This window comes from Arthrobacter sp. (genome assembly GCF_048266065.1).
Classification (GTDB): Bacteria; Actinomycetota; Actinomycetes; order Actinomycetales; family Micrococcaceae; genus Arthrobacter_H.
Genome location: NZ_JBLXAH010000003.1, coordinates 97402 through 120535, shown reverse-complemented (window position 1 = coordinate 120535; position 23134 = coordinate 97402). Strand labels below are relative to the sequence as shown.

At 67.7% G+C, this 23134-nt stretch carries 25 protein-coding genes; 13 read left to right on the top strand and 12 right to left on the bottom strand.

What is annotated here, in order from left to right:
- Positions 1-59: 59 nt before the first annotated feature.
- On the bottom strand, positions 60-758 hold the full coding sequence (locus ACN0TP_RS06060; RefSeq protein ID WP_417217716.1) for a GntR family transcriptional regulator: 699 nt from the start codon (positions 756-758) through the stop codon (positions 60-62).
- A 159-nt stretch (positions 759-917) separates the two neighbouring features.
- On the opposite strand from ACN0TP_RS06060, the gene ACN0TP_RS06055 reads away from it, so the two are divergent.
- A complete protein-coding gene (locus ACN0TP_RS06055; RefSeq protein ID WP_417217714.1) occupies positions 918-1358 on the top strand; it encodes a MarR family winged helix-turn-helix transcriptional regulator in 441 nt (146 codons plus the stop codon).
- Positions 1359-1374: 16 nt separating this feature from the next.
- On the opposite strand, the gene ACN0TP_RS06050 is transcribed toward ACN0TP_RS06055, so the two are convergent.
- Positions 1375-1611 carry a hypothetical protein gene (locus ACN0TP_RS06050; protein WP_417217712.1) on the bottom strand — a complete coding sequence of 79 codons (237 nt, stop codon included), beginning with the start codon at positions 1609-1611 and terminating at the stop codon, positions 1375-1377.
- Positions 1612-1757: 146 nt separating this feature from the next.
- Between ACN0TP_RS06050 and ACN0TP_RS06045 the strand changes: the two genes are divergently transcribed.
- Together ACN0TP_RS06045 and ACN0TP_RS06040 are read left to right on the top strand one after the other, a co-directional pair.
- Positions 1758-2648, top strand: a complete 891-nt coding sequence (locus ACN0TP_RS06045; RefSeq protein ID WP_417217710.1) for a 3-methyladenine DNA glycosylase — start codon at positions 1758-1760, stop codon at positions 2646-2648.
- Positions 2649-2770: 122 nt separating this feature from the next.
- The gene (locus ACN0TP_RS06040; RefSeq protein WP_417217708.1) at positions 2771-3313 is read left to right on the top strand and encodes an SSI family serine proteinase inhibitor; all 543 of its coding nucleotides are present in this window, start codon (positions 2771-2773) and stop codon (positions 3311-3313) included.
- 13 nt (positions 3314-3326) lie between these two features.
- Here ACN0TP_RS06040 and ACN0TP_RS06035 read toward each other — a convergent pair whose 3' ends face one another.
- Positions 3327-3995: a response regulator gene (locus tag ACN0TP_RS06035; protein ID WP_417217706.1), complete on the bottom strand. Its 669-nt coding sequence runs from the start codon at positions 3993-3995 to the stop codon at positions 3327-3329.
- Positions 3992-5701 carry an ATP-binding protein gene (locus ACN0TP_RS06030; RefSeq protein ID WP_417217704.1) on the bottom strand — a complete coding sequence of 570 codons (1710 nt, stop codon included), beginning with the start codon at positions 5699-5701 and terminating at the stop codon, positions 3992-3994. The genes ACN0TP_RS06035 and ACN0TP_RS06030 overlap by 4 nt, the downstream gene beginning before the upstream one ends.
- Before the next feature lie 186 nt (positions 5702-5887).
- Here ACN0TP_RS06030 and ACN0TP_RS06025 point away from each other — a divergent pair, with 186 nt between their 5' ends.
- The 5 genes from ACN0TP_RS06025 to ACN0TP_RS06005 all read left to right on the top strand — a co-directional run bounded on the left by ACN0TP_RS06025 (position 5888) and on the right by ACN0TP_RS06005 (position 11556).
- Positions 5888-7309 carry a CitMHS family transporter gene (locus tag ACN0TP_RS06025; RefSeq protein ID WP_417217702.1) on the top strand — a complete coding sequence of 474 codons (1422 nt, stop codon included), beginning with the start codon at positions 5888-5890 and terminating at the stop codon, positions 7307-7309.
- A 22-nt stretch (positions 7310-7331) separates the two neighbouring features.
- Positions 7332-7808: a universal stress protein gene (locus ACN0TP_RS06020; protein WP_343899660.1), complete on the top strand. Its 477-nt coding sequence runs from the start codon at positions 7332-7334 to the stop codon at positions 7806-7808.
- A 310-nt stretch (positions 7809-8118) separates the two neighbouring features.
- Positions 8119-8643: a CGNR zinc finger domain-containing protein gene (locus ACN0TP_RS06015; RefSeq protein ID WP_417217699.1), complete on the top strand. Its 525-nt coding sequence runs from the start codon at positions 8119-8121 to the stop codon at positions 8641-8643.
- A 101-nt stretch (positions 8644-8744) separates the two neighbouring features.
- On the top strand, positions 8745-10313 hold the full coding sequence (locus ACN0TP_RS06010) for a Na+/H+ antiporter (protein WP_417217697.1): 1569 nt from the start codon (positions 8745-8747) through the stop codon (positions 10311-10313).
- Between the two features lie 40 nt (positions 10314-10353).
- The gene (locus tag ACN0TP_RS06005; RefSeq protein WP_417217695.1) at positions 10354-11556 is read left to right on the top strand and encodes an amidohydrolase family protein; all 1203 of its coding nucleotides are present in this window, start codon (positions 10354-10356) and stop codon (positions 11554-11556) included.
- 32 nt (positions 11557-11588) lie between these two features.
- Here the strand turns inward: ACN0TP_RS06005 and ACN0TP_RS06000 are convergent, their stop codons facing one another.
- Complete coding sequence (locus tag ACN0TP_RS06000; RefSeq protein ID WP_417217693.1) at positions 11589-12020, bottom strand: YchJ family protein; 432 nt, start codon at positions 12018-12020, stop codon at positions 11589-11591.
- Positions 12017-12208 carry a hypothetical protein gene (locus tag ACN0TP_RS05995; protein ID WP_417217691.1) on the bottom strand — a complete coding sequence of 64 codons (192 nt, stop codon included), beginning with the start codon at positions 12206-12208 and terminating at the stop codon, positions 12017-12019. The genes ACN0TP_RS06000 and ACN0TP_RS05995 overlap by 4 nt, the downstream gene beginning before the upstream one ends.
- 182 nt (positions 12209-12390) lie before the next feature.
- Here ACN0TP_RS05995 and purS point away from each other — a divergent pair, with 182 nt between their 5' ends.
- The 3 genes from purS to purL are packed head-to-tail and all read left to right on the top strand — an operon-like array spanning position 12391 to position 15706.
- Positions 12391-12645 (top strand): phosphoribosylformylglycinamidine synthase subunit PurS, encoded by a 255-nt coding sequence (gene purS, locus ACN0TP_RS05990; RefSeq protein ID WP_417217689.1) that lies wholly within the window; start codon positions 12391-12393, stop codon positions 12643-12645.
- The gene (gene purQ / locus ACN0TP_RS05985) at positions 12642-13409 is read left to right on the top strand and encodes a phosphoribosylformylglycinamidine synthase subunit PurQ (RefSeq protein WP_417217687.1); all 768 of its coding nucleotides are present in this window, start codon (positions 12642-12644) and stop codon (positions 13407-13409) included. Before purS ends, purQ begins: the two co-directional genes overlap by 4 nt.
- Positions 13406-15706, top strand: a complete 2301-nt coding sequence (gene purL, locus ACN0TP_RS05980; protein ID WP_417217686.1) for a phosphoribosylformylglycinamidine synthase subunit PurL — start codon at positions 13406-13408, stop codon at positions 15704-15706. Before purQ ends, purL begins: the two co-directional genes overlap by 4 nt.
- A 124-nt stretch (positions 15707-15830) precedes the next feature.
- On the opposite strand, the gene ACN0TP_RS05975 is transcribed toward purL, so the two are convergent.
- The 6 genes from ACN0TP_RS05975 to ACN0TP_RS05950 all read right to left on the bottom strand — a co-directional run bounded on the left by ACN0TP_RS05975 (position 15831) and on the right by ACN0TP_RS05950 (position 21503).
- Positions 15831-17150, bottom strand: coding sequence for a Fic family protein (locus tag ACN0TP_RS05975; RefSeq protein ID WP_417217684.1), 1320 nt, complete (start codon positions 17148-17150; stop codon positions 15831-15833).
- Positions 17151-17329: 179 nt separating this feature from the next.
- The gene (locus tag ACN0TP_RS05970) at positions 17330-17614 is read right to left on the bottom strand and encodes a hypothetical protein (RefSeq protein ID WP_417217683.1); all 285 of its coding nucleotides are present in this window, start codon (positions 17612-17614) and stop codon (positions 17330-17332) included.
- Between the two features lies 1 nt (position 17615).
- Positions 17616-18140: a hypothetical protein gene (locus tag ACN0TP_RS05965; protein ID WP_417217681.1), complete on the bottom strand. Its 525-nt coding sequence runs from the start codon at positions 18138-18140 to the stop codon at positions 17616-17618.
- 25 nt (positions 18141-18165) lie between these two features.
- Entirely contained in the window at positions 18166-18621 is a 456-nt protein-coding gene (locus tag ACN0TP_RS05960) for a hypothetical protein (protein ID WP_417217680.1), read from the bottom strand.
- A 56-nt stretch (positions 18622-18677) separates the two neighbouring features.
- Positions 18678-20120, bottom strand: coding sequence for a DUF1990 family protein (locus tag ACN0TP_RS05955; protein ID WP_417217678.1), 1443 nt, complete (start codon positions 20118-20120; stop codon positions 18678-18680).
- A gap of 21 nt (positions 20121-20141) precedes the next feature.
- On the bottom strand, positions 20142-21503 hold the full coding sequence (locus ACN0TP_RS05950) for an APC family permease (protein ID WP_417217676.1): 1362 nt from the start codon (positions 21501-21503) through the stop codon (positions 20142-20144).
- A gap of 361 nt (positions 21504-21864) precedes the next feature.
- On the opposite strand from ACN0TP_RS05950, the gene ACN0TP_RS05945 reads away from it, so the two are divergent.
- A complete protein-coding gene (locus tag ACN0TP_RS05945) occupies positions 21865-22383 on the top strand; it encodes a helix-turn-helix domain-containing protein (protein WP_417217674.1) in 519 nt (172 codons plus the stop codon).
- Between the two features lie 19 nt (positions 22384-22402).
- Positions 22403-22990 carry a PIN domain-containing protein gene (locus tag ACN0TP_RS05940; RefSeq protein WP_417217672.1) on the top strand — a complete coding sequence of 196 codons (588 nt, stop codon included), beginning with the start codon at positions 22403-22405 and terminating at the stop codon, positions 22988-22990.
- Positions 22991-23134: the final 144 nt, after the last annotated feature.

The window sequence follows — 23134 nt, the reverse complement described above, 5'->3', positions numbered from 1 at the left end:
ACGAAGGGGGGCATGCGCCATCCGGCGCATGCCCCCCTTCGTGCCGTCCGGCCGGCGGCTCAGGATGCTGCGTTGGATGCCTGCACCGTTCCGGTGATGGGTTCGAGCAGTTGGGCGATGGCGCTGTCCATGTGGTCGGCGAGGGCCCGGTGCAACGCGGGGACATCGGCGTCGAGGATGGACTGGGCAATCCGGCGATGCTCGGCGACCCGGTCCTGAAGTGAGTACTCTGCCTGTTCCAGGGCGGCCAGGCACATCCGGGTTTCGGTGACCAGGGTCCGGTGGACACGGGTCAGCCGCTGGCTGTGGGCCAGCCGGACCATCGCCTCGTGGAAGGAGATGTCGACCCGGCTCAGTTCGGCCGGGTCGAAGCCGGCACCGAGTGCCGCCATCTGCTCTACGATCTGCATCAGCTCGGTTCCGGCTTCGCGATGGGTGTGCTCGACTTCGATGATCTTCAAGGCGGCACCGCGCTCGACGGCGGTGCGGGTGAGATAGATGTCGGCGATGTCAGCCGGTGTGGGCTCGGCGACGAACAGCCCGCGGTTGCGGATGCTGATGAGCAGCCCTTCCTGGGTCAAACGCTGCATGGCCTCACGCAGGGGGCCCCGGCTGACTCCGAGCCGACCTGCCAGATCCGCTTCACCCAGCTGTGCCCCCGGCGGGAACTCACCGTTGCCGATCGCGGTGCGGATCTTGCGCGCGATGATCGAGGGAGTGGACTCCTGTTGAAGCGGCTCGAGGCTCGAGGCGGCCATGGGATGATCCTCACTGGGTTTGGCATTGTCCGGATGCAGACAATCCTACAACCTGAAGATGCCCGGGGCGCCGGTGCGCGGTAACGATATTAGACTGGATGGACCACCCGCCCGCCAGGGAGCCCGGGCGGGACGGACGACGAAGGGCAGTGCCAGGCCATGGAGACCCAGGATCCGCTGGCTTTGGAGGGACAGGTCTGCTTCGCCCTGGCCGTCGCCTCGCGATCGGTGATCGCCGCCTACCGCCCCGTGCTGGAACCGCTGCACCTGACGCATCCGCAGTACCTGGTGATGCTGGCCCTCTGGGAACAGTCCCCGCTGTCACTGACCGAGGTCTGCCGACTCCTGCGGCTGGATCCGGGAACCCTCTCGCCGCTGGCCAAACGCCTCGAGTCCCTGGGCTACATCGAACGCCAGCGCAATGGCAGCGACGGGCGCACCCTGCGCATCACCCTGACCGATCGGGGACGGGCACTGCGCGCCGAGGCGGAAAAGGTCCCGGGCCAGATGATGGAGCGCCTGGGTCTCTCGCGCGGTGAGCTGGTCGAGTTGCACGCGACCATGTCCAAGTTGGTTGCCGCCACCGACCGGTTGCACTAGCCGGAGGCGGGGCCGCTCAGAAGGCGGCGGCCGTCAGCCGCACTTCGGCGGGGGCCTCGGTCCCGCGCGCCTCATGGGCCCGCAACACGCGAACGGCCCGCTCGCGCTTGAGCTTCTCCTTCGGGTCCATGTGTGGCAGCTGGTCGGCCGGTCCCATGACGAAGAAGCCGAGGAACTGCAGCCACCAGGTCAGCCGGTAACCGAAGCTCAGGCCGGTCTTGTCCTTGACGATGGGCAGTGGCTTGTGGCTCATGGCCGTCCATTCGGGGGTCGGGGCCCACGTCCGGGCCCGGCTCGCGAGGACCCGGAAAACCCGGATCCACTGCACCCATTCTACCCAATTATTTTGTGCCCCAACTAAAATTGGCGGCGAACTCGGTCACACCCGACAATGGAAGGATGCCCGCCGCCCTGCTCCACCTTCCTGAGGACACGTGGCTGCCCCGCGCCACGGAGCACCGCACCCGGGTGGAGCGTTTTGCGGCCCCCTTCCTCGAACGCCGTTCCACCGGCCGCAGGCATCCGGTGGAGGACTTCCTGTTCACCTACTACACCGAGAAACCGGGCCGGCTCCGCCGCTGGAACCCGGGCACCGGCGTCGTGCTCCTCGGCGAGGCGGCCGCCGAACGCGCGGCCTGGAAACACCACCGCCGCCTGGGCGCCGGTGTCACGTTCGACCCGGTGGCCTTCATGGCCGAACGGCGTCGGACCGTGCAGTTCGCGCATTCGATCCTGGCCGGAGCCGCCGCGAACCCCGGCCGGTTCTCCTGCTTCGGGCTGCACGAATGGGCGATGGCCTACAAGTCGGAGGACAACGGGGTGCGGCACGACTACCTGCCGTTGCGGCTGGGGGCAGCCGGGACCGACGCGGTGGTCGAATCCCACCGGATCCGCTGCACCCACATCGATGCCTTCCGCTTCTACACTCCGCAGGCCGTGCCGCTGAACGAGGTGCAGCCGACCCGCGAGACCCAGTCGGCACTGGACCAACCGGGGTGCCTGCACGCGAACATGGACCTGTACAAGTGGGCCTACAAGCTCTCGGCGGCGGTGCCGGGGGAACTGCTGCTGGCGACGTTCGAACTCGCCTGGGACATCCGGACCATGGACATGAGGGCCTCGCCCTACGATCTGGGCGACTGGGGCTACACGCCGATCCGGATCGAGACGGCCGAAGGAAAGGCCGAGTACGTGGCGCGGCAGAAGGACTTCGCCGAGCGCTCCCAGGTGCTGCGTGCGCGTCTGCTGGCCGTGGCGGAGGACCTGCTCGGGGCCGACGCCCACGACTGAGGCGTGGCCCGCCCACACCCCGGCCCGTCGCGGCAACCATGGACTCCGCGGGGGAAAAGTGGAAGATTCAGAGCATCAGGGGGCTCGTCCCCACCGACCAGCACCGGGGGTGCACCATCCAGATGGAAACGATCAGGGACTACGGGAAACGGACCATGCCGCTGTTGGCGGGCGCGGCCCTGGCACTGGTGGCACTCGTCGGCTGCGCTGCGGGAACGACGGGGTCCGGCGACGGCTCCCCCGCCCCCTCCGGGGCCACGAGCGCACCGGCGACGCCGTCCCAGGTTTCCGATCCAGCGGCCGGGCCGGCCACGGGGGCCGATGCCGATCTCGCCATCATCCTGACCTCCAACGGCACCGATGTCGCCGAACGGTACCGGCTGGTGTGCGTCAACGGAGCACCCGGACAGGGCGGCAACCACCCGCAAGCCAAGCAGGCGTGCACGTTCCTCAGCGGTGAGGGCAAGACCCTGTTGACCACCTCGGCGAAGACCGAGGGCCAGTGCACGCAGCAGACGGCGGGCCCGCAGACGGCCATCGTGGAGGGGAAACTGAACGGCACGTCGGTCCAACGGGCCTTCTCGCTGGACAACGGCTGCAAGATCTCCGCGTGGAAGTCGGCCGAGGCACTGCTGGGCCGCGGCACCTCCAGCGGCGCCCAATAGCTGACCGGCTGTTTCAGCCGTTCGCGGAGTAGCGGTGCTCGGGGCGGCCGCGGCTGCCATACCGCAGTTCCAGGCGCAGCGATCCGGCCTGGGCCAATTGCGCCAGGTACCGCTGGGCGGTGGCCCGGGAGATGCCCACGGCCTGGGCCACCTGCATCACGGTGGCCTCCCCTGCCTCGGCGACGGCGGCGAGGACCGCCGATTCGGTGGCGGCACCGGAGGAGGCGGCCGCCGGTTCCTCGGCCACGAGCAGGGCACGCTGGCTGCGGTCGATCCCGCCCTGGTCCAGGTACTCCCCGGAGTCCAGCTGGCGGCGGTACCTGGCATAGCCGCGCAATTTGGCGGTCAGCACCTTGGGGTCGAAGGGCTTGAGGAGATAGGCCAACGCGCCCCGGCGGAACGCGGTGGCCACCGTGGGCGCCTCGGCGGCGGCACTGAGGACGAAGGCATCGACGTCCAGGACCTGGAGCAGGTCCAGTCCCGATCCCTGGGGAAGGTAGACGTCCAGCAGCAGCAGGTCCGGCCGCTGTTCGGCGACGGCTTTGGGCACCATCCGCGCGTCGTGCACGGGGGGCAGGGCGGTGAAACCGGGGACGGCGTCCACGTAGCCGGCGTGCAGGGTGGCGACGTGGAAATCATCGTCCACGATCAGCACCCTGAGGTTCTTCCCTGCAGTGGTCATGGTCTTGGCCTTCCGTGTTCGGTGGGCGGGTGGGCGGCGTTGTCCTCCAGCACTCCGGGCAGCCGTGCCGCGAAGACAGCACCGGAGTCGTCGCCGCCGGGGTCGGCGATCCACAGGTCACCGCCCACCAGCCGGGCCAGCCGCCGGGCCAGGCCGAGGCCGACCCCGTGGCCGTGGGCCTCGGCGTCGTCCCGGGCCCGGGTGGTGGCCCCCTCGGCGAAGACGTCCAGGTCCGGGACCACCCCGGTTCCGGAGTCGGCGACTGCCAGGTGCAAGGTGGTTCCCTCACTGAGCAGGTCCACCTCGACCCAGCGGGGCCCCGGAGGTGCCGTGACCGCAGCCTCCAGCGCGTTGTCGACGAGGTTGCCCAGGATGGCGGTGACGTCCTGGGCTTCGGCGAGCGTGCCGAACAGTGCGCTGGCCTCCCCGACCCGCAGGGCAACACCGCGCTCGTGGGCCTGGACGCCCTTGGCCCCGAGGAACGCCCGCAGGTAGGGGTCGGTGACCGCCGCGATGTTGGCGACCGGTTCGCGCACCGGACCGGACTCGATGATCTCCCCGACGTAGCTGCTGGCCCGTTCGGTTTCACCGTGGGCCAGCAGCCCGGAGATGGTGTGCAGGCGGTTGGCGAACTCATGCCGTTGGGCGCGCAGCGCCCCGGCCATCGTCTCGACGGCATTGAGCCGGCTGCCCAGTTCCTCCAGCGTGGTCAGGTCGCGCAACATGACCACCTGGCCCAGGCTGGACCCGTCGCGGACGACCTCGTGGACCCGGGCGCGCACCACCCGTTCCGGGAGTTCGAGCCGCACCGGCGCCCCGGAACCGGCTTCGCCGGCGCGCACGGCGTCCACCGCACCGACCAGCCGGGCCGGCAGTGCTGCATCGGCGTAGGGCAGGCCGACGATGTCCCCGTCATCGGTGCGCCGTGGCAGGGCCAGCATCTGCCGGGCCGACTTGTTGCGCACACTGATCCTGCCGTCGGGGCCGATGCCGATCACCCCGTCATCGACACCGTAGAGCACCGCCTCCTGGTCGCGCACCAGCTGGGCCATCTCCTCCGGCTCCAGCCCCAGGGTGACCCGGCGCAGCCAGCGGACCAGCGTGGCGGCGGCGACACCGCCCAGGACCAGGGCGGCCACCCCGACCAGCAGGACCGAGACGACTGCCTGGCGCACCTGGCCCGCCACGGTGGAAACCGCAACGCCGATGCTCACCTCACCGATCACGGTGCCCGCATCGTTGAAGACCGGCACCTTGGCCCTGACCGATTCGCCGAGGGTCCCGTGTTCGCGGGCGACGAATTCGCGTCCACCCAGGGCCTGCGGCTCGGTGCTCACCCGCCGACCCAGCTCCTGGGGATTGGGGTGGGAGAGCCGGATCCCCTGGTCGTTGGTGACCACGACGAACAGGGCGCCGCTGCGCGCCCGGACCGCCTCGGCGTCGTGCTGGATGGGCCCGGTGGCCAGGGCCTTCGGATCGGGGGAGCGCTGCCCGTCGAAACCTGCGACCTCGTGGCGCAGGGACGTATCCGCGGCGAGGGTCCGCCCGATGCCCAGGGCCTGTTGTTCGGCCTGGTCGTTCACGCGCTGGACGGTCAGGAACGCGATGGCACCGACGGACAACAGGACGATCCCCGCCACGACGGCGAAAACCAGGGCCATCATGCGTGCGGTGAAGGTGCCGGCCACGGCTCGTTCGGTGCTCACCTCCCCAGTGTAGGAGCACGGTGAGCACAATGGGCATTATTAGCCCAATGGGCAGATCCACGGGCAATAAGCACAAACGGACGTTCCCCGCGTCACATCCGTAGCGTGGCCTGCAACACATCGTGGTGCGCCGCACCACGTCCGCAGATTTCGGAAGACCCGGAACCTCACCGCTGAGGAGAATCCATGCTTGTCATACTCGGGTTCCTGATGGTCGCCACGTTCATGGCGCTCATCATGACCAAACGCCTGACGCCCCTGCTGGCGCTGATCATCGTCCCCACCGCCTTCGGCCTCTTCGCCGGCGCCGGCCTGGGGATCGGCGACATGGTGATGGACGCCGTGAAGGACATGTCCTCCACCGCAGCCCTGCTGATGTTCGCCATCATCTACTTCGGCCTGATGATCGACGTCGGCCTGTTCGACAAGCTCGTCACCCTCATCGTGAAGGTCGCCGGGCACGATCCGGCCAAGGTCGTCGTGGGCACCATGGTCCTCACCGCGCTCATCTCGCTGGACGGCGACGGGTCAACCACCTTCATCGTGGTCACCGCGGCCCTGCTGCCGGTCTACCAGCGCCTGGGCCTGAGCCCGGTGGTGCTGACCTGTGTGGCCGGCCTGACCAACGGCACGCTGAACATCGTCCCGTGGGGTGGCCCGACGGCCCGCGCCGCCGCAGCCCTGAAGGTCGACGCCTCGGACATCTTCGTGCCCATGCTTCCCTCGCTGGGCATCGGACTCGTCGTCGTCTTCCTCTTCGCCGTGATGCTCGGCCGCTCCGAACGCCGTCGCCTGGCCATCGCCGACCCCGAACGCTGGGGCCGCGGAGCCTCAGGCTCAACACGCCGTGGCGGATCCCCCGCCGGTGGCGGCGCTGCCCCGCAGAACGACGGCGGCAAGCTGGCACTGCTCGAACGCGCCGTGGCCTCCGAGGAGACCGTGGCCGGTGGCCTCTCGGACACTGCGCTGGACCCGAACCGCCCGACCCTGCGCCCGAAGCTCTTCTGGTTCAACCTGGCGTTGACCGTGGCGATCATGGTGCTGCTCGTCGTGGACGTCGTCCCGCTGCCGTACCTGTTCATGGTCGGTGGAGCCATCGCCCTGGTGGTGAACTTCCCGAAGATCTCCGACCAGGCCAAGATGGTCGCCTCGCACTCCTCCTCGGTCATCGCCGTCGTCTCGATGGTCCTGGCCGCGGCAGTGCTCACCGGCGTGCTCTCCGGCACCGGCATGGTCGACGCCATGTCGTCCTGGCTGGTCGACGTGATCCCCGCCAGCATGGGCCCCTACATGGCAGTCATCACCGGCTTGATCAGCATCCCGGCGACGTTCTTCATGAGCAACGACGCGTTCTACTTCGGCATCCTGCCGGTGTTGACCGAGGCCGGCGCCCACTTCGGCATCCCGGCGGTGGACATGGCCCGGGCCTCCATCACCGGCCAGCCGGTGCACATGCAGTCCCCGCTGGTCCCGGCGATCCTGCTGCTGGTCTCGCTGGCCGGCGTGGACCTGGGCGACCACCACAAGAAGGTCCTGTGGCGGGCCCTGGTCGTGGCACTGGTCATGCTCGCCGTCGGCGTCATCGTCGGCGCCATCGCCATCGGCTAGAACCCCCACCGAGAGGAACACCATGACGGATTTCTACAGCACCACCACCCATGTCCCGCCGCGCGAGTTCGTGGTCGCGGAGTCTGCCGACGTCGACGCCGCCGGTGCCGCCATCGTCGTGGCCTGCCTGCCGGGGAACTCCGGCCAGGCAGTGCTCGAGGAAGCAGTGCGCGAATCGGTGTACCGCGGCTCGAAGTCCACGCCGGCCTCCCTGCACGTGGTCAGCTACCACTCCGATGCGGCGGCCACGCCGGGGCAGGCCGAGCGGGCCGAAGCCGACGCCATCGGCGCCCAGCTCGCCGAAGCCGGCATCGAATACCGGGTCTACCGGGCCGGTGCCGAACCAGTGGACCAGCTCCTCGGGCTGATTGAATCCACGGGCGCCGAACTGGTGGCCATCTCGGTGCGCCGCCGCTCCCCGATGATGAAGCTGTTCCTGGGCTCGGTGGCCCAGCAGCTGATCCTCGACGCCCCCTGCCCGGTGCTCACGGTGAAGTAGCGGCATAACAGCACCCACTCAAGGGCGCCGGGACACCAGGTGTTCCGGCGCCCTTCGCGCATCCGATCCGGGTCGGCCGGCCGGGGCAACCTCCCGGCTCAGGGCAACGGGCACGGCGTGCGGATGGTCCTGGTGATCGACCCGCCGCGCCCCGCACCCGCCACACCTGACATAGACGAGCAGGCCGGACGACGTCGTATGCCTCGATTCCACGGCCCACCCATGCTCGTGCCGGTCTCCCGCGTCCACCGCATCCTGTTGTTCCCGCATCGCTCGTGCACTCATGGAACCACCATGATGTAATGCCCTTATGCATCTCAACCCTTACGGCGAATATGCGGTCCTGCTGGCCGCATCGCTGGCCAACGACTGGCCGGCGGACCGCGACGGCATCGATGACCGGATGCGCACCTTCGGCATGACCATGGCGTTTCCCGAAGCCCAAGAGGATCATGCCCGCACCCGCGGGATGATCGACGATTGGCTACTGGTCGTCGACGCGGCGGCCGGGCAGGAACGGGCAACGCTGCTGAACGCGCAGATGGAGCAGGCCGCGGCCTATCCACGCCTCTCGGACCACGACGACGAGGGATGGCACCTGCACTACCGCGACACCGGCCAATCCCTGCCCGATGCGCTCCGCGCAGTCATCAGCGTCGGCACCGCACTGCATCTGACCACGCGCGGCATGCACCGGCTGGGGCGCTGCCAGTCCGCCCCCTGCGAGGCAGTCATCGTGGACACCACGCGCAATGGACGGCAACGCTACTGCTCCGTCCAGTGCGCCAACCGCGCGGCGGTACGGCGGCACCGCTCGGAGCGCTCCCGCGCTTGAGCCCCCGGCATGGCCGTTCTTCGCACGGGGTACTGGCTGCGTCACGTTTCGTCCGGCAACACCGCAGGGCATGAAAGAATATGGCAGGAGGAACCCCACCCATGGAATTCATGATCCTGGTCGTCGGCCTGCTGTTCGGCACCGTCATCGTTGCAGGCATCGGCGAGCGCATCCGGCTGCCCTATCCCGTGCTGATGTTGATCTTTTCCGCCGGGGTCGCCTACCTGCCGTTCATCCCGGAGATCCACATCAACCCGGAGATGATCCTCCCGCTCTTCCTGCCTCCACTGCTCTTTGCTGTGGCGCAGCGTTCCTCGTGGGCCGTCTTCCGCAACCGCTGGCGCTCCCTGGTCCTGCTGGCCGTCCTGCTGGTGGCCGTCACCGTCGGGATCGTCGCCGGAGTCACGTGGCTCATCGTCCCCGGCATCGGGATTCCCGCGGTCATCGCGCTCGGGGCCGTGGTCGCCCCGCCGGACCCCGTGGCCGTTGAATCGGTCGCCGGACGCGTCAAGATGCCACGGCGCCTGATCACCGTCCTGCAGACCGAGGGCCTGTTCAACGACGCGATCGCGATCGTGATCTTCCAGGCCGCCGTTTCCGCGGCAACCAGTGGCGGAAACGTGGGTTGGGATCTCGTCCCGCGTTTCCTGCTCGGTGCCGCCGGCGCCGTCGTGCTCGGCTTGGCCATGGCCTGGATCGTCGGCACGCTGAACCGCTTCGTCCCCAACATGGTGGCCCGGTCCGCCGCGACCCTGGTCGCCCCCTTCGCCGTCTACCTCCTCGCCGAGGAGATCCACTGCTCAGGGGTGGTCGCCGTCGTGGTCACCGCACTGGAACTCGGCCGCCGGGCACGGCCCCAGGACTCGGAGGAACGCATCACCCGCCGGGCCTTTTGGGACGTCGTGGAACTGCTGACCACCGGCGTCGCGTTCGGCCTCGTCGGGATCGAGATGCGCTACGTGTTCGAGGACGAGGGTGCCGGCATCCTGGACTTCGTCCCGGGCATCATCGCCGTGTGTGCCGCGGTGCTCATCGTGCGCTTCCTGTGGATGATGGGGATCTACAAGATCGGCGGCACCGAACACAACAGCGTTCCGGGGTCGCTGAAGGAAGTCCTGGTGCTCACCTGGTGCGGCATGCGCGGGCTGGCCACCCTGGCCCTCGCGCTCGCCCTGCCCACGACGATGAACTCCGGGGAACCACTCCCCGGCCGCAACTTCATCATCTCCTGCGCCTGCGCCGTCCTGCTGGTGACCCTGGTGGGTCCCGGGCTGACGCTGCCGGCGCTGATGCGCCACCTCAAGTTGCCGAACAACCACACCGCCGAGGAGCGCAAGGAACGCGAACTGGCCCGCCGTGCCCAACGGGTGGCCCTGGAGACGATGCGCCGCTCGGTGGCCACGAAGTCCCTGCCTCCCGAACGCCAGAAGGCGTTGGCGCGGCGCATGTCCAGCTTGCACGAATTGCTGGAACGCGACTTCGAGGACGACCCGGACAAGATGCTCAAGGTCAAGAAGACCCTGGCCACCATGGACGGCATCCAGCGCGAGGCACTGGACGCCGCACGGCGCGAGGTCCTGAAAATGCGACGCGAGCCGGGCGTTGACCCGGAAGCAGTGGACCGTGTCCTGCGGCGCCTGGACCTGCGCACCGTCACCCTCGACGGTTAGACGACGACACCAGAGTCCCCACCACCTAGGACCACCACACATGCCTGATCTCCTCGTGAAAAACGTCCGCCCCTGGGGCGGTCCCGCAACCGACCTGCTCATCACGGACGGGGCGGTCTCCCGGACCGGAACACCCGCCCCTGGTACGCCGGTGCTCGACGGCGGTGGCCGGCTGGCGCTCCCGTCCTTCTCGGACGTCCACGTGCACCTCGACTCGACGCGGCTCGGACTGCCCTTCCGGCCGCACAGCGGAGCCCCAGGGGTATGGCCCATGGTCATGAACGACCGCAAGAACTGGCGCAACGACCCGGAAAGTGCCGAGGAGCGCGCCACCAGGACCCTGGGACTGATGATCGAACGTGGTGTCACCCGGGTGCGCAGCTACGCGCAGATCGACGTGGATTGCGGGCTCGAGAGGTTCCACGCGGTCCAGGCGGCGGCGCAGGCCCACCGGGATCGATGCGACGTGCAGATCATCGCCTTCCCCCAAGCCGGCCTGCTCCGGGAAGCCGGCACGATACCGCTGATGCGGCAGGCCCTGGACGAGGGCGCCGACTGGGTGGGCGGCATCGACCCCTGCACCCTGGATCGGGATCCCAAGGGCCACCTCGACGCCTTGTTCTCCCTCGCCGAGGAGTTCCAGGTGCCGGTCGACGTCCACCTCCATGAGCCCGGCCATCTCGGCGTGTTCTCCACCGATCTGATCCTGGAACGCGTCAGGGCCCTGGGCATGCACGGCCAACTGACCATGTCCCACTCCTACGACCTGGGCGGCGTCAACGAGGCGACGACCCGGCGGCTGGTGGAGGAATTCGCGGAACTGGACGTCTCCATGGCCACGGTCGCCCCCGCGCAACAACGTGGCCTCCCCCTCGTGGACCTGGTGCAGGCAGGGGTCCGCGTCGGCTTGGGCGAGGACGGCCAGCGTGATTTCTGGTCCCCCTACGGAAATGCCGACATGCTGGACCGGACGTGGCAGCTGGCCTTCACCCACCAGTTCCGTGCCGACGAGCTCATCGAGCACTGCGTGGCGATTGCCACGCGTGGCGGCGCGTCCATCATGTCCGCCCAGGTGCCGCGGGTGTCCTCGGTTGCCGACCGGCCGGGTCTGGCCGACGGCGACGCCGGTGACCTGGTGCTGGTCTCGGGCGACACGGTGACCGCAGCGGTCATGGACCGGTTGCCGGACCGCACAGTGGTCCACGCCGGCCGGGTGGTCGCCGACGGTCTGCAACTGACCTGACGGCTGGTGGACCGGGGGACGGCGCGGAACCGCTACAGCGCGTCGACGTAGTACCAGCGGCCGGCTTCGCGGACGAAGCTGCTGCGTTCGCGCTGGACCCCGCGTTCGCCGTCGATCCGGTAATGGGCCGCGAATTCGACGATTCCGGTGTCGTCGAAGGGGCCGCCGGCCACCGTGTCCAGAATGTCCAGTCGGCGCCAGGCCATGCCGGGGTCCAGTTCGAGGGTGGCCGGCCGGGTGGAGGGGTGCCAGCTGGCCAGCAGGTAGTCGACGTTCCCGACGGAGTGGGCGCTGTAGCGCGAACGCATCAGCGCCTCGGCGGTCACCGCCCCCGGCCCGCCGGCGGCGCGATCGGCGTGCACCTTCCCGCAGCAGTCCCCGAAAAGCCCACCCGAGAGACAGGGGCAGCGTGCACCGTCGTCGTACCCCGGAAAGGCCTGGTCGGAAGCGGAACCGGCACTCATTCCCCGTCGGTCCGGTGGTGCCGGTGGTGGCGGGTGGCGGGTGCGGCGAGGGGTGCCGCTGCCCGGTCATCGCGGCGCTTGCGCACCACCATGCGGACCATCCCGAAGGCCATGCCGAGGCCCAGGACGACGGGCAGGACCGACTTCGAGGCGGCCCCGGTTCCGGGGGTTTGCCGTTGCTGTGTCATGCACCCAGCGTAGGCGCGCGTGGCGGCCCGGGACAGGTGCCGGTGGGGTGCGTCACGACGGGGGTGGCGCCCGGGCAAACCCGGTAGACTGGCAGGGCAAGCTCGCGGAGCGCCTCCATCCCGGCGTGAGACGGCACCTCCGCAGGCGTTCCCACCACCCCTCGCGCACAGGAGACCCCCGGATGCCCCGCATCGTTGTTGACGTCATGCCCAAGCCAGAGATCCTTGACCCCCAGGGCAAGGCCATCGTCGGCGCACTTCCCCGCTTGGGCTTCGACGCCTTTTCCGGCGTCCGGCAGGGCAAGCGCTTCGAACTGAGCGTCGAGGGCGAGGTGACCGAGGAGATCCTGGCGCAGGCCCGCACCGCGGCCGAGACCCTGCTGTCCAACCCGGTGATCGAGGACGTCGTCAACGTCGAGGTCGTCGCCGAGGCATGAGCAACGAACTTCCCCTGATCGGCGACTACAGCACGCCGGACACAGCTCTCAGTGGCGCCCGCATCGGCGTCGTCTCCTTCCCCGGCACGCTGGATGACCGCGACGCCGCCCGCGCAGTGCGCCTGGCCGGCGCCGAGGCCGTGTCCCTGTGGCACGCCGACGACTCGCTGGCCGACGTCGACGCGGTGGTCATCCCCGGCGGGTTCTCCTACGGCGACTACCTGCGCGCCGGCGCCATCGCCCGCTTCGCCCCGATGATGTCCCGCATCGTCGACGCAGCGAACTCGGACGCGAAACTGCCCGTGCTGGGCATCTGCAACGGCTTCCAGATCCTCACCGAGGCGCACCTGCTGCCCGGCTCGATGATCAAAAACGACCACCTGAAGTTCATCTGCCGCGACCAGGTGCTGCGCGTGGAGAACAACGAGACCGCCTGGACCAACCAGTACGGGATCGGCCAGGAGATCACCGTCGTGCTGAAGAACCAGGACGGCCAGTACGTCGCCGACGAGAAGACGCTCGACGGACTCGAGGCCGAGGGCCGCGTCGCGTTCCGCTACGTCGGCTGGAACCCCAACGGCTCGCGCCGCGACATCGCCGGCATCACCAACGCCGCGGGCAACGTCGTCGGGCTCATGCCCCACCCCGAACATGCGGTCGAGGCCGGCTACGGCCCGACCACCGACGCCGGCACCCACACCGGCACCGACGGCCTGGGCTTCTTCGCCTCCGTCCTGAGCACCCTGGTGGGAGGCACCAAATGAGCCAGCAGTTCAACATCGACACCGTCGAGAAGGCAGCAGCCACCCCGGACACCGAGCTGCCCTGGGCCGAACTCGGCCTGAAGCAGAATGAGTACGACGACGTCGTGAAGGTCCTCGGGCGGCGCCCCACCGCCGCCGAGCTGGCCATGTACTCGGTCATGTGGTCCGAGCACTGCTCCTACAAGTCCTCCAAGAACCACCTGCGCCAGTTCGGCGAGAAGGTCACCGAGGAGATGAAGAAGGACATGCTGGTGGGCATCGGCGAGAACGCCGGCGTCACCAACCTCGGCGACGGCTGGGCCGTGACCTTCAAGATCGAATCCCACAACTCCCCGTCCTTCGTCGAACCCTTCCAGGGCGCGGCGACCGGCATCGGCGGGATCGTGCGCGACATCATCTCCATGGGCGCCCGTCCCGTCGCCGTGATGGACCCGCTGCGCTTCGGCGCCATCGACCACCCGGACACCGCACGCGTCATGCACGGCGCGGTCGCCGGCATCGGGGCCTACGGCAACTCGCTGGGCCTGCCGAACATCGGCGGCGAAATGGTGTTCGACCCGGTGTACCAGGGCAACCCGCTGGTCAACGCGCTGGCCGTGGGCGTCATGCGCCACGAGGACATCCGCCTGGCCAACGCCTCCGGCAAGGGCAACAAGGTGGTCCTGTTCGGTGCGCGCACCGGCGGCGACGGCATCGGCGGCGCCTCGGTGCTGGCCTCCGAGTCGTTCGACGCGACCAAGCCCTCCAAGCGCCCCGCGGTCCAGGTCGGCGACCCGTTCGCCGAGAAGGTGCTCATCGAGTGCTGCCTGGAACTGTTCAAGGGTTCGCTCGTCGAGGGCATCCAGGACCTCGGCGCCGCGGGCATCTCCTGCGCCACGAGCGAGCTGGCGTCCAACGGCGACGGCGGCATGCAGGTGGAACTGACCAGCGTGCTGCTGCGCGACCCGACCCTGACCCCGGGCGAGATCCTGATGTCCGAGTCGCAGGAACGCATGATGGCCGTCGTCTCCCCGGAGAACGTCGAGGCGTTCGAGGCCGTCATGGACAAGTGGGCCGTGGAGTACTCCTGGCTCGGCGAGGTCACCGACTCCGGCCGCCTGGTCATCACCTGGGACGGCGAGGTCATCGTCGACGTCGATCCGCGCACCGTCGCCCACGACGGCCCGGTCTACGACCGCCCCTACTCCCGCCCCGACTGGCAGGACGCCCTGCAGGCCGACACGTTCAAGGCCTCCCCCGCCGGCGTCAACCTGCCCGCGCTGGGCGAGGAGCTCAAGGCGGCGGTGCTGGAACTGGTCGCCTCCCCGAACATGTGCGACAAGTCCTGGATCACCAACCAGTACGACCGCTACGTCGGCGGCAACACCGCACTGGCCACCCCCGATGACGCCGGAGTGATCCGCGTCGACGAGCAGACCGGTCTCGGCGTCGCCCTGGCCACCGACGCCAACGGCCGCTACACCTACCTGGACCCGTACCACGGCGCCCAGCTGGCCCTGGCCGAGGCGTTCCGCAACGTGGCCACCACCGGCGCCATCCCGATGGCCGTCTCCGACTGCCTGAACTTCGGCTCCCCCGAGGACCCGGACGTCATGTGGCAGCTGGCCGAGGCCATCCGCGGCCTCTCCGACGCCTGCATGGAGCTCGGCATCCCGGTCACCGGCGGCAACGTCTCGCTCTACAACCAGACCGGCACCACCCCGATCCACCCCTCCCCGGTGGTCGCGGTGCTCGGCAAGTTCGACGACGTCGCCCGCCGCACCCCCTCGGGCTGGCACTCCAGCGCCGACGGCCAGGCCCTGTACCTGCTGGGTACGACGGCGGATGAGCTCGATGGCTCCGAGTTCGCCAACCTGCGCGGCCACCTGGGCGGGCTGCCGCCGAAGGTGGACCTGGCGGCGGAGAAGCTGCTGGGCGACCTGCTCATCAACGCCTCACGGGACGGGATGATCGACTCGGCCCACGACCTCTCCGAGGGCGGCCTCGCGGCCGGCCTGGTGGAGATGTCGCTGCGCTACGGCGTCGGCGCCCGCGTGGCGCTGGATGACCTGTGCGAGCGGGACGGCGTGGATACGTTCACCGCACTGTTCTCCGAATCGCAGGCCCGCGCCGTCGTGGCGGTGCCGCGCTCCGAGGAGGTCCGCTTCAACGACATGACCAGCGCCCGCGGCTTCCCCGTGGTCCGCCTGGGCATCGTCGATGCGTCCTCCGATTCCCTGGAGATCCAGGGCCAGTTCACCGCGAGCATCGCCGAACTGCGCGAGGCCCACGAGGGGACCCTGCCGAAGTACTTCTGATCGGCTTCAGCTTCATGGCCAGTGGCCCGGCGGACATCCGCCGGGCCACTGCCATGTCCATCGTCAATCCCACATTTGCTCCAAGTCCAAATTTTGATTTGGGGTAAATTTGGCGAACCAGAAACTACCCGTTAACCAGCTTCTTGGCGAGGCTCTCAGTCGGCTTCCAAATAAAAGCCTTACCCAAACGAACCTTCGTGAGATAACCCCTGGCCACGAGTGCATCGAGATCATTCCTCGCCGTCTGGTCCGTCACCCTATAGCGATGCGCAAACGCCTGTGCGGTAATTGATTCCAGTTCCCCCCGCGAAAATTTCTCCAGCATGTCCACTTGGCGGAATCCCAGTTCATTTCCGGCACCCGCCAGTGCGGCCCTTACCGCGGCCGCCTCCTGGCTCTTGGCGCTGATGTATTTTTCGAGATCATCGAGAGCCCTCAAGAAGGTCTCCAGCTGGTAGTGGATGAAGTACGTCAGATCACCGTCATCATCCTCTGTGTAGAGATAAGTCGCGCCATACCTGGAAGGGGCATTGCGCAGGATGCGGGATATCGTGACGTACTCGCTGAGCCAATATTGCCCCCGAAGCATCGACCAATAAAAAAGCACCCGTGCTGTTCGGCCATTCCCATCAACGAAGTAGTGGTCGTATCCGGTCATGAAATGAAGAATGACGGCTCGTACCACCGGGGGCATGTACGCCCCGTCGCTTGCTCCGCCGTTGGCGAAATCGCACAGCTGTTGAAGTCTCTCGGGCAACTCCTCAGCTCTTGGTGGCTGGTGGACGCAGACTTCGTTATCCCACACGGCAACGCGCTCATGATCAGGCGTTTCGAGCCGACCTGCCTCACCCGGATCGTCCAAGGTGCCGTCCGTCAGGATTCGATGCAACTCCAACACCAGTGCTGGAGTCAGGGATTCACCTGGTGCGTCCTTTATCCTTTGCATCGCCAGGTAGTTGTTGACGATCATCATTTCGGACTTGTCGCGAGGGTCCCTCCCGGATTCCAGCATTTCGACTGCGTCGCGACGAGATGTCGATGCCCCCTCGAGTTGGCTGGACGTCACTGCTTCTTCCACCAGCGACCGAACGATATAGCTTTCCCGGGTCTGCCCCTTAAGGACCTGATCATTGCTGGCGAAATTGGCGCCGGCCCTGCGTGCAATGTCCTCGCTCATACGCAGCAAACGATCAGTCATTGAAAACCAGAACCGACGGCCGTCCTTCTGGAATAGTTCGACCGTGCGCCCCTGGCGGGTTCTTCGAAGCTTCAACGCCAGCCACCAGTCTTCAAGGGTCAGCCCCTCTGGCGGGCTCTTGTAGCGCAAACTATCCCAGTGCAGATACGGATCATCGCCGACCTGGGCCAGCAGGATCTTGTTCAGATGTTGGGGGTCTTCCCGGGCGATCTTGCCGAGAAGATCTTCATATTTGGGGGCAGGCATGGGTAGCTTCACTATCGTCCCCTTCCAACTCCAAACACCTTGATTGATTTGGGACAAATCTACAGGGCTCGAATTGCTTGCGCTAGCCGTAAATCCAAATTTGCCCCAAATCCAAATTTTGATTTGGGGCAAATTTGGAGAACCGGCAATTAACCATCGCTTGGATCCCTGTCGGGCCGTCAAGCTCCCCAACCGCGGTGGTGTGCCCACAGGTCGCCACCACGGCGTGCCGCCGCATCAATGAGTTCGCGGATACCGGGTGCATCACGCACGGGAAAAGAGACGTAGGTGCCCCTGCCGCCATCGACGGGCTTGCCGTAGGCCTTGGCCGCGAGCCCGCCATCGGGGAGCAGGCGGACGGTGATCGACTGCAGCTCGAACTCCACACCGCGCCGAACGTCAGTCCAGCGCAGGTCCTCGGGGATCACCACGTTCAGGGCCATGGCCTTCACCTCGACGTCCACGTCAGGCCCTGCTATCGACACTGTCGATCCCCTGCCGGCCCGGCAACTCGTCAAGACCTGCCAGAACTGTCAGGCTTCCAGCGACCAGGCCGATCGCGGTGTGCGGGAGCAATGTTCCCTTCCGGACCAACCGGTCACCGAAGCGGTGGATCCATTTCTCCGTGGCGATGTTGAGGCCGATACCGGCCAGGAGAAGTGCCCCGCCCACGACGATCACCACGCGGGGATTTGCCGTCCACCGCCTACCGCCGGTGCCGGCTGGTGCCGGTGCGCCCGGCTCACGTGGAGTGTCACCCAACGCGGCATCGTCGGGAACCGGCGGTGCCGAGGGGCTTGCCGGCGCCCAAGCGAAGGCGGCCGCCGCGCCGCTGAGAATAGCGGTCTTGGCCACGGCCCGCGAGCGCCTCCCGCGGAGATAGTCGGGCGTCGCGTACCAGAGCGCCACGGCCAAACCGCTGATGCCTGCCCTCCGCAAGCGTGCGCCCGAGGCGCCCGAAGCGTGGCTGGTATCCAGGCGATGCGTCATGCGTGGCCTTTCTTCGGGTTCTGGCTCATGGTTTCCTGACGTGTCGGCCCCAGAAGTCGTCCATCGCGGGGCCACCCAGGGCACACACGGTAAACAGCACGGCGGCGGTGGCGACCGGTATCGCCCACCCGGCGTGGGCGGAATACAGGGCCGCTCCCACACCTGCCAGCACAGCAACGAGCACGACCCCGCCCACGTAGGGCACCCACATGATGCCGGTCAGCTTCAGTGACCTGACGGCACGTGGCTGCTGGTGCGCGGCCGTGATCACGATCGCCATCAAGAGGAGCGGGACGGCGATGAACGTTGCCACGGGCGGCAGCAGATTGCCGGCCAACGGGATGAGTCCCAAGACGGCGAGCAGGGCGCCCAACCTGACCCAATAGCGACGCGGCCGCCGCAGGGCATCGCGGTCCGGGCCCCCGGCGAAAGGAGCGGGTACCCCGGTGCCGGTAGGGGGTGCGCTGGGGCGGGACTCCATCCACCCACGCTATCGTCGTCGGTCGACCGGCGAAAGCCCGACCTGCGGCGGCTGCTTCAGCCCGTCGCCAGGCGGGTGGCCGCTGAAACGTAGCCGCGCGTGATGAGTGCCTGGGTCCGCTCGGTCACGGGTGCCGCGGCCCGCATCACCACGTTCGCCGGGCGGGAGTAGGCGAGGACCTCGAACCACACCGATCCATCGGCCTCCAACACGGCACTGAAGGATTCCTCTCCACTGACCGGGTGTCCCTTCAAGGTGCCATATCCGAAACCGGCACGCCGCGGACCGGAGCCGTCGGGTTCCCGGGTCCACAGCACGCGGCACGGCGCCGGGATCCTGGCCGGCCCCACGCCCATACCGGAGACGACGCGGACACCGGGCGCCGCTCGCGGGGTCCCAGCCGCCACCCGCAGTCCGGAACCCCGGTGCAGTTCCCAGTCCAGGCTGCCGTTGGCCAGCCGCATGAACGCTTCCTCCCCGGTCCCGACCCGCGTGCGTTCGCGCACCGTCCGGTAGCCGGCCGGGGCGCGCCCGAGTGCGGTGAATCCATGTTCGGCGTAGGTGAGATCGGCGGGCTGGCCGATCCGGGCCAATCTGCGCAGGGCCGCCAATTCGCTGGGCAGCTGTCGCTCCAAGGCCAGGCCGGCGATGGCCAACGTCAGTTGCCCACCCCGTCGCGCCGGAATCCGCAGCGACCGCCCACCGGGCAACGGGACCGCGGGGGCGCGCAGGCCCAGCAGTTCGCGGTACCTGCCCGGCAGGGAGTCGACGACGGCGGCGAACAACAACCGGTATCCGGGCATCAGCAACGGGTCCAGGGGCGGGTTCCTGAGGAAGGAGACCACCTCGTCCACGCGGGGCCCGCCGGACAGGTGCCCACCGTCGTCGTACTCCCGCATCCGTGCCCGCAGTGCGGCCTCGGTGCGGGGTGGGTCGATGACGCCCATCAGCTTCCCGGCGGTGGCCCACTGTTCCACGTAGGCATCGGCGCCACCCAGCCGGGCGGGAACGGGACCGCGGAAGATCTCGTGGGAGCGCAGGAACGCGTCAGTGAAGGCGATGTGGACCCACTCGGAAAGGCCGGGGTCGTTGGCGGAATAGCGCCGCTGCTCCCCGTGGGCGTCGGTGTAGTTTCCGGTGACCGGCACGTGGAGCCGGCGGATGTGGGCGCAGGCCGCGTCGGCCGCCGTGGTGTCGCCGTAGGTGAGCGTGAAGATCCAGCGGATGGTTCCAGCCAGTCGGCCCAGTGGGTCCTCGCGGTAGTTCGAATGCTCGGCCACCCCGGCCAGCGCCCCGGGGTGCAGTGCCTGGAGCAGCAATGCGCGGATGCCGGCGGCGATCGGGGTCATGCCGCCATGGACCCGCCACACTGCCGAATCGGCGGGGAAGTAGCCGGCGTCCTCGCCCTGGTCCAGGGCATCCTCCCAGGCGGGAACGCCCTCGGTTTGCCCGGCGAAAGTGAGGCGGAGCCGGTCCCGCAGCGGTGCGATGACGTCCATGATCCCGAGCCTACCGCCGGGTTAGCTGCGGGTCCGTCCGCGGTGGGAGACCAGGGCGACCACCAGCCCGATCGCGAACCACACGACCCCGATCAGCAGCGCCAGCTGGGTCGCCGAGGCCAGCACGGCCACCAGCAGGAGGGCACCCACAGCCGGGATGGCCCCATGCAGGAACCATGTCCCCCGCACCGCCGCCTTCTGCCTGACCAGGTAGTAGCCGATCACCGAGACGTGCAGCAGGATGAACGCGGTCAGCGCCCCGACGTTGACGATCGAGGACAGGATGTCCAGCCCGTCGTCCCGGGTGGCGGCCCACACGGCGATGACGACGTTGCCGGCGGCGGTGATCAGGATGCTGCGCGCCGGGACGCCGGTGCGCTCGGAGACGCGCGCCAACGAGTGCGGCAAACGCCGTTCACGGGCCATGTCCATGATGATGCGGCTCCCTGCCCCCTGGCCGACCATCGCGGCAAACGCGGCCCCGGCTGCCTTGGACAGCGCCAGCAGCCAATGCAGCCACTCGCCGATCCCCTCCTGCACCGCCGTGTAGTAGGCGGCCCCCTCCAGCGACGGGTCGGCGGCCAGCTCGGCGGGCGTCGTCGTGGAGAGCAGCGCCCCCACGTAGGTCTGGGCGACGAAGAGCACGCCGGCGGTGACGAGGCAGATCATGGTCGCCCGGCCGACGAGCCGCACGGTGCCCTTGGTCTCCTCGGCGAAGGTGGCCAGCGCGTCGAACCCCAGGTAGGACAGGACCGCGACGGAGACCGCGGCCATCACCGCGGCGAGCGAGAACCCGCCGATGCCGGTGAACGGGCTCAGCCACGGCCGCTCGGCGCCCTGCGTGGCCAGCACGTAGACCCCGCACACCAGCACCACCAGCAGGACGGCGACTTCCAGGAGCACGACGGCGGTGATCACCTTGGAAGCCACCCTCACCCCGGCCAGGTTCAGGGCGGTGGTCACCATCACTGCGACGGCAACGAACACCCAGATGGGGACGGCGGGGAACAGCGAGTTCAGGGCGATGCCGGTGAACATGTATGCCACCGACGGGATCAGCAGGTAGTCCAGCAGGATCATCCACCCGGACACATATCCGGCCCGCGGCCCGATGCCCGCCCCCGCGTACGCGAAGACCGATCCGGCGCGGGGGATCTCGCGTGACATCCGCATGTAGCTGGAGGCGGTGAACGCCATGACCAGGGTGGCAACGACGTAGACCGTGGCCACTGCTCCCCCGGATTTGGCGTCCAGGGTGCCGAAGATCCCCACCGCGGCGGCCGGCCCAATGAAGACCAGACCGAAGAAGACCAGCTGGCCCAAAGTGATGCTGCGCTTCAGGGAACCGTCGGCCGGCGCGGGAGTCGATGCGTTGGAGGTCATGGGGCCATTGTGTCGCAGGTGCCCCCCACCTCTTTGATCACGTCGGGATGGTATGCCACACATTTGACACGAGGCACGCGATAAAACGTACGCCGGGCACATAGCCGGTGAACCGTGGCCTGGTTGCAGAGGCAGTGGTACCGCGACGGGCCCTGTCGCGGCGGGACAACTTTCCGCCCATCAGCGCGCGTGATTCGCGAAGCGGAAGCCTGCCGTCCGAACGCTGATCGTGGAACATCACTGGGCAGCCGTGTGCTGGCCACTCAACCATTGCGCTTGGGGGCTGGATCAAATGTTCCGCAAGCCCTATCCTGAATAAAACGAAAAAAACGAAATGTGTGCACATAACGAAGCGAGACCCATGCGTACGAGCGCTGCCATCAAAGAAACGTTTTTCGCGCCCAAAAACCCGGAAACCGGGGAAATCCTCGACTTCCTGGAAGCGCATGCCGCGAAGAGCGGGTCGCGACCAACACCGCAGTTCTTCCTCTCTGGTTCCGAGCCGGGCGACCAAGTCCAACTCCCACACGAAATCTACGAAATTCTCGTTAAGGCGGTCGATGCCATGAGCAAAGGCCTGGCTGTCACGATCACACCAAGTTCCATGACGCTCACCACCCAACAGGCAGCTGAACTTCTCGGCGTCACGCGCCCTACTCTTGTAAGGCTCCTCGACGACGGCAGGATCCCCTTTGAGAAGCCGAACACCCACCGAAGGGTCAGGCTTGAGGACGTAGTCTCCTTCAAGGAGACCCGAAAAGCGCAACAATACGAGGGGCTGTCAAGGCTTGGACCCATCGACGATGAGTCTCCCCAAGCCGTGACCGAACGAATGAAGAAGGCACGCAAAGAAGCCGCGCGCCGTCGCCGAACCGCTTAACGGTGGAACGAGCGGGCGCATGTTCACCGCACTCCTAGACAGCTGCGTACTCTGGCCAAGCACCCAGCGGGATTTCCTCCTGTCCCTGGCCTTCGAGGGCGCCTATCGCTTTATCTTCAGCGAAGCAATCCTCCTCGAAGTCGAAGTCAACGAAGAGATCAAGCGCGTCGAACGCGGCGACAGTCAGGGAACCGCCAAGGGAAAAGCCAAACATCTGTCCGCACAGATGCGCAGCAGCTTCTCCGACTCCATCGTCACGGGCTGGGAAGGTCTGGAGGGGACTTATGGCCTTCCCGACCCCGACGACGAGCATGTCCTGGCCGCAGCACTCGTTGGTGGTGCCGGGAGCATCGTCACCGATAACTTCCGCGATTTCCCCGACAAGTTGATCCCTGCCGGCATCCAGATCGTCAGCCCACAAGAATTCGCATTCAAAACTGCAGCCATGCGTCCCGATCTCGCTCTTGCGGCTGTTCAGGCGATGTCCCTTCGTTCGGGCCGCAACCACCCACGGCTCGAGGCACTCGAAATCCTTGGAGCACTCGACAAGCTCTACGGATTAGACGAGACCACTGCCATTATTCGCAGGCTCATTGAAACCGAATAACCGGCCCCTGGGTTAGTGGCACCTTCGGTGAAGAGTCCCTGTTGTGCACTGGACCAGCCGTAGGAGCCTGAGCACCCTGCTCACCTCCCTACGCCGCAGAAAGTCCCATGCTCCACCTAACGCCGACAGCGCCCGGAAATCTTC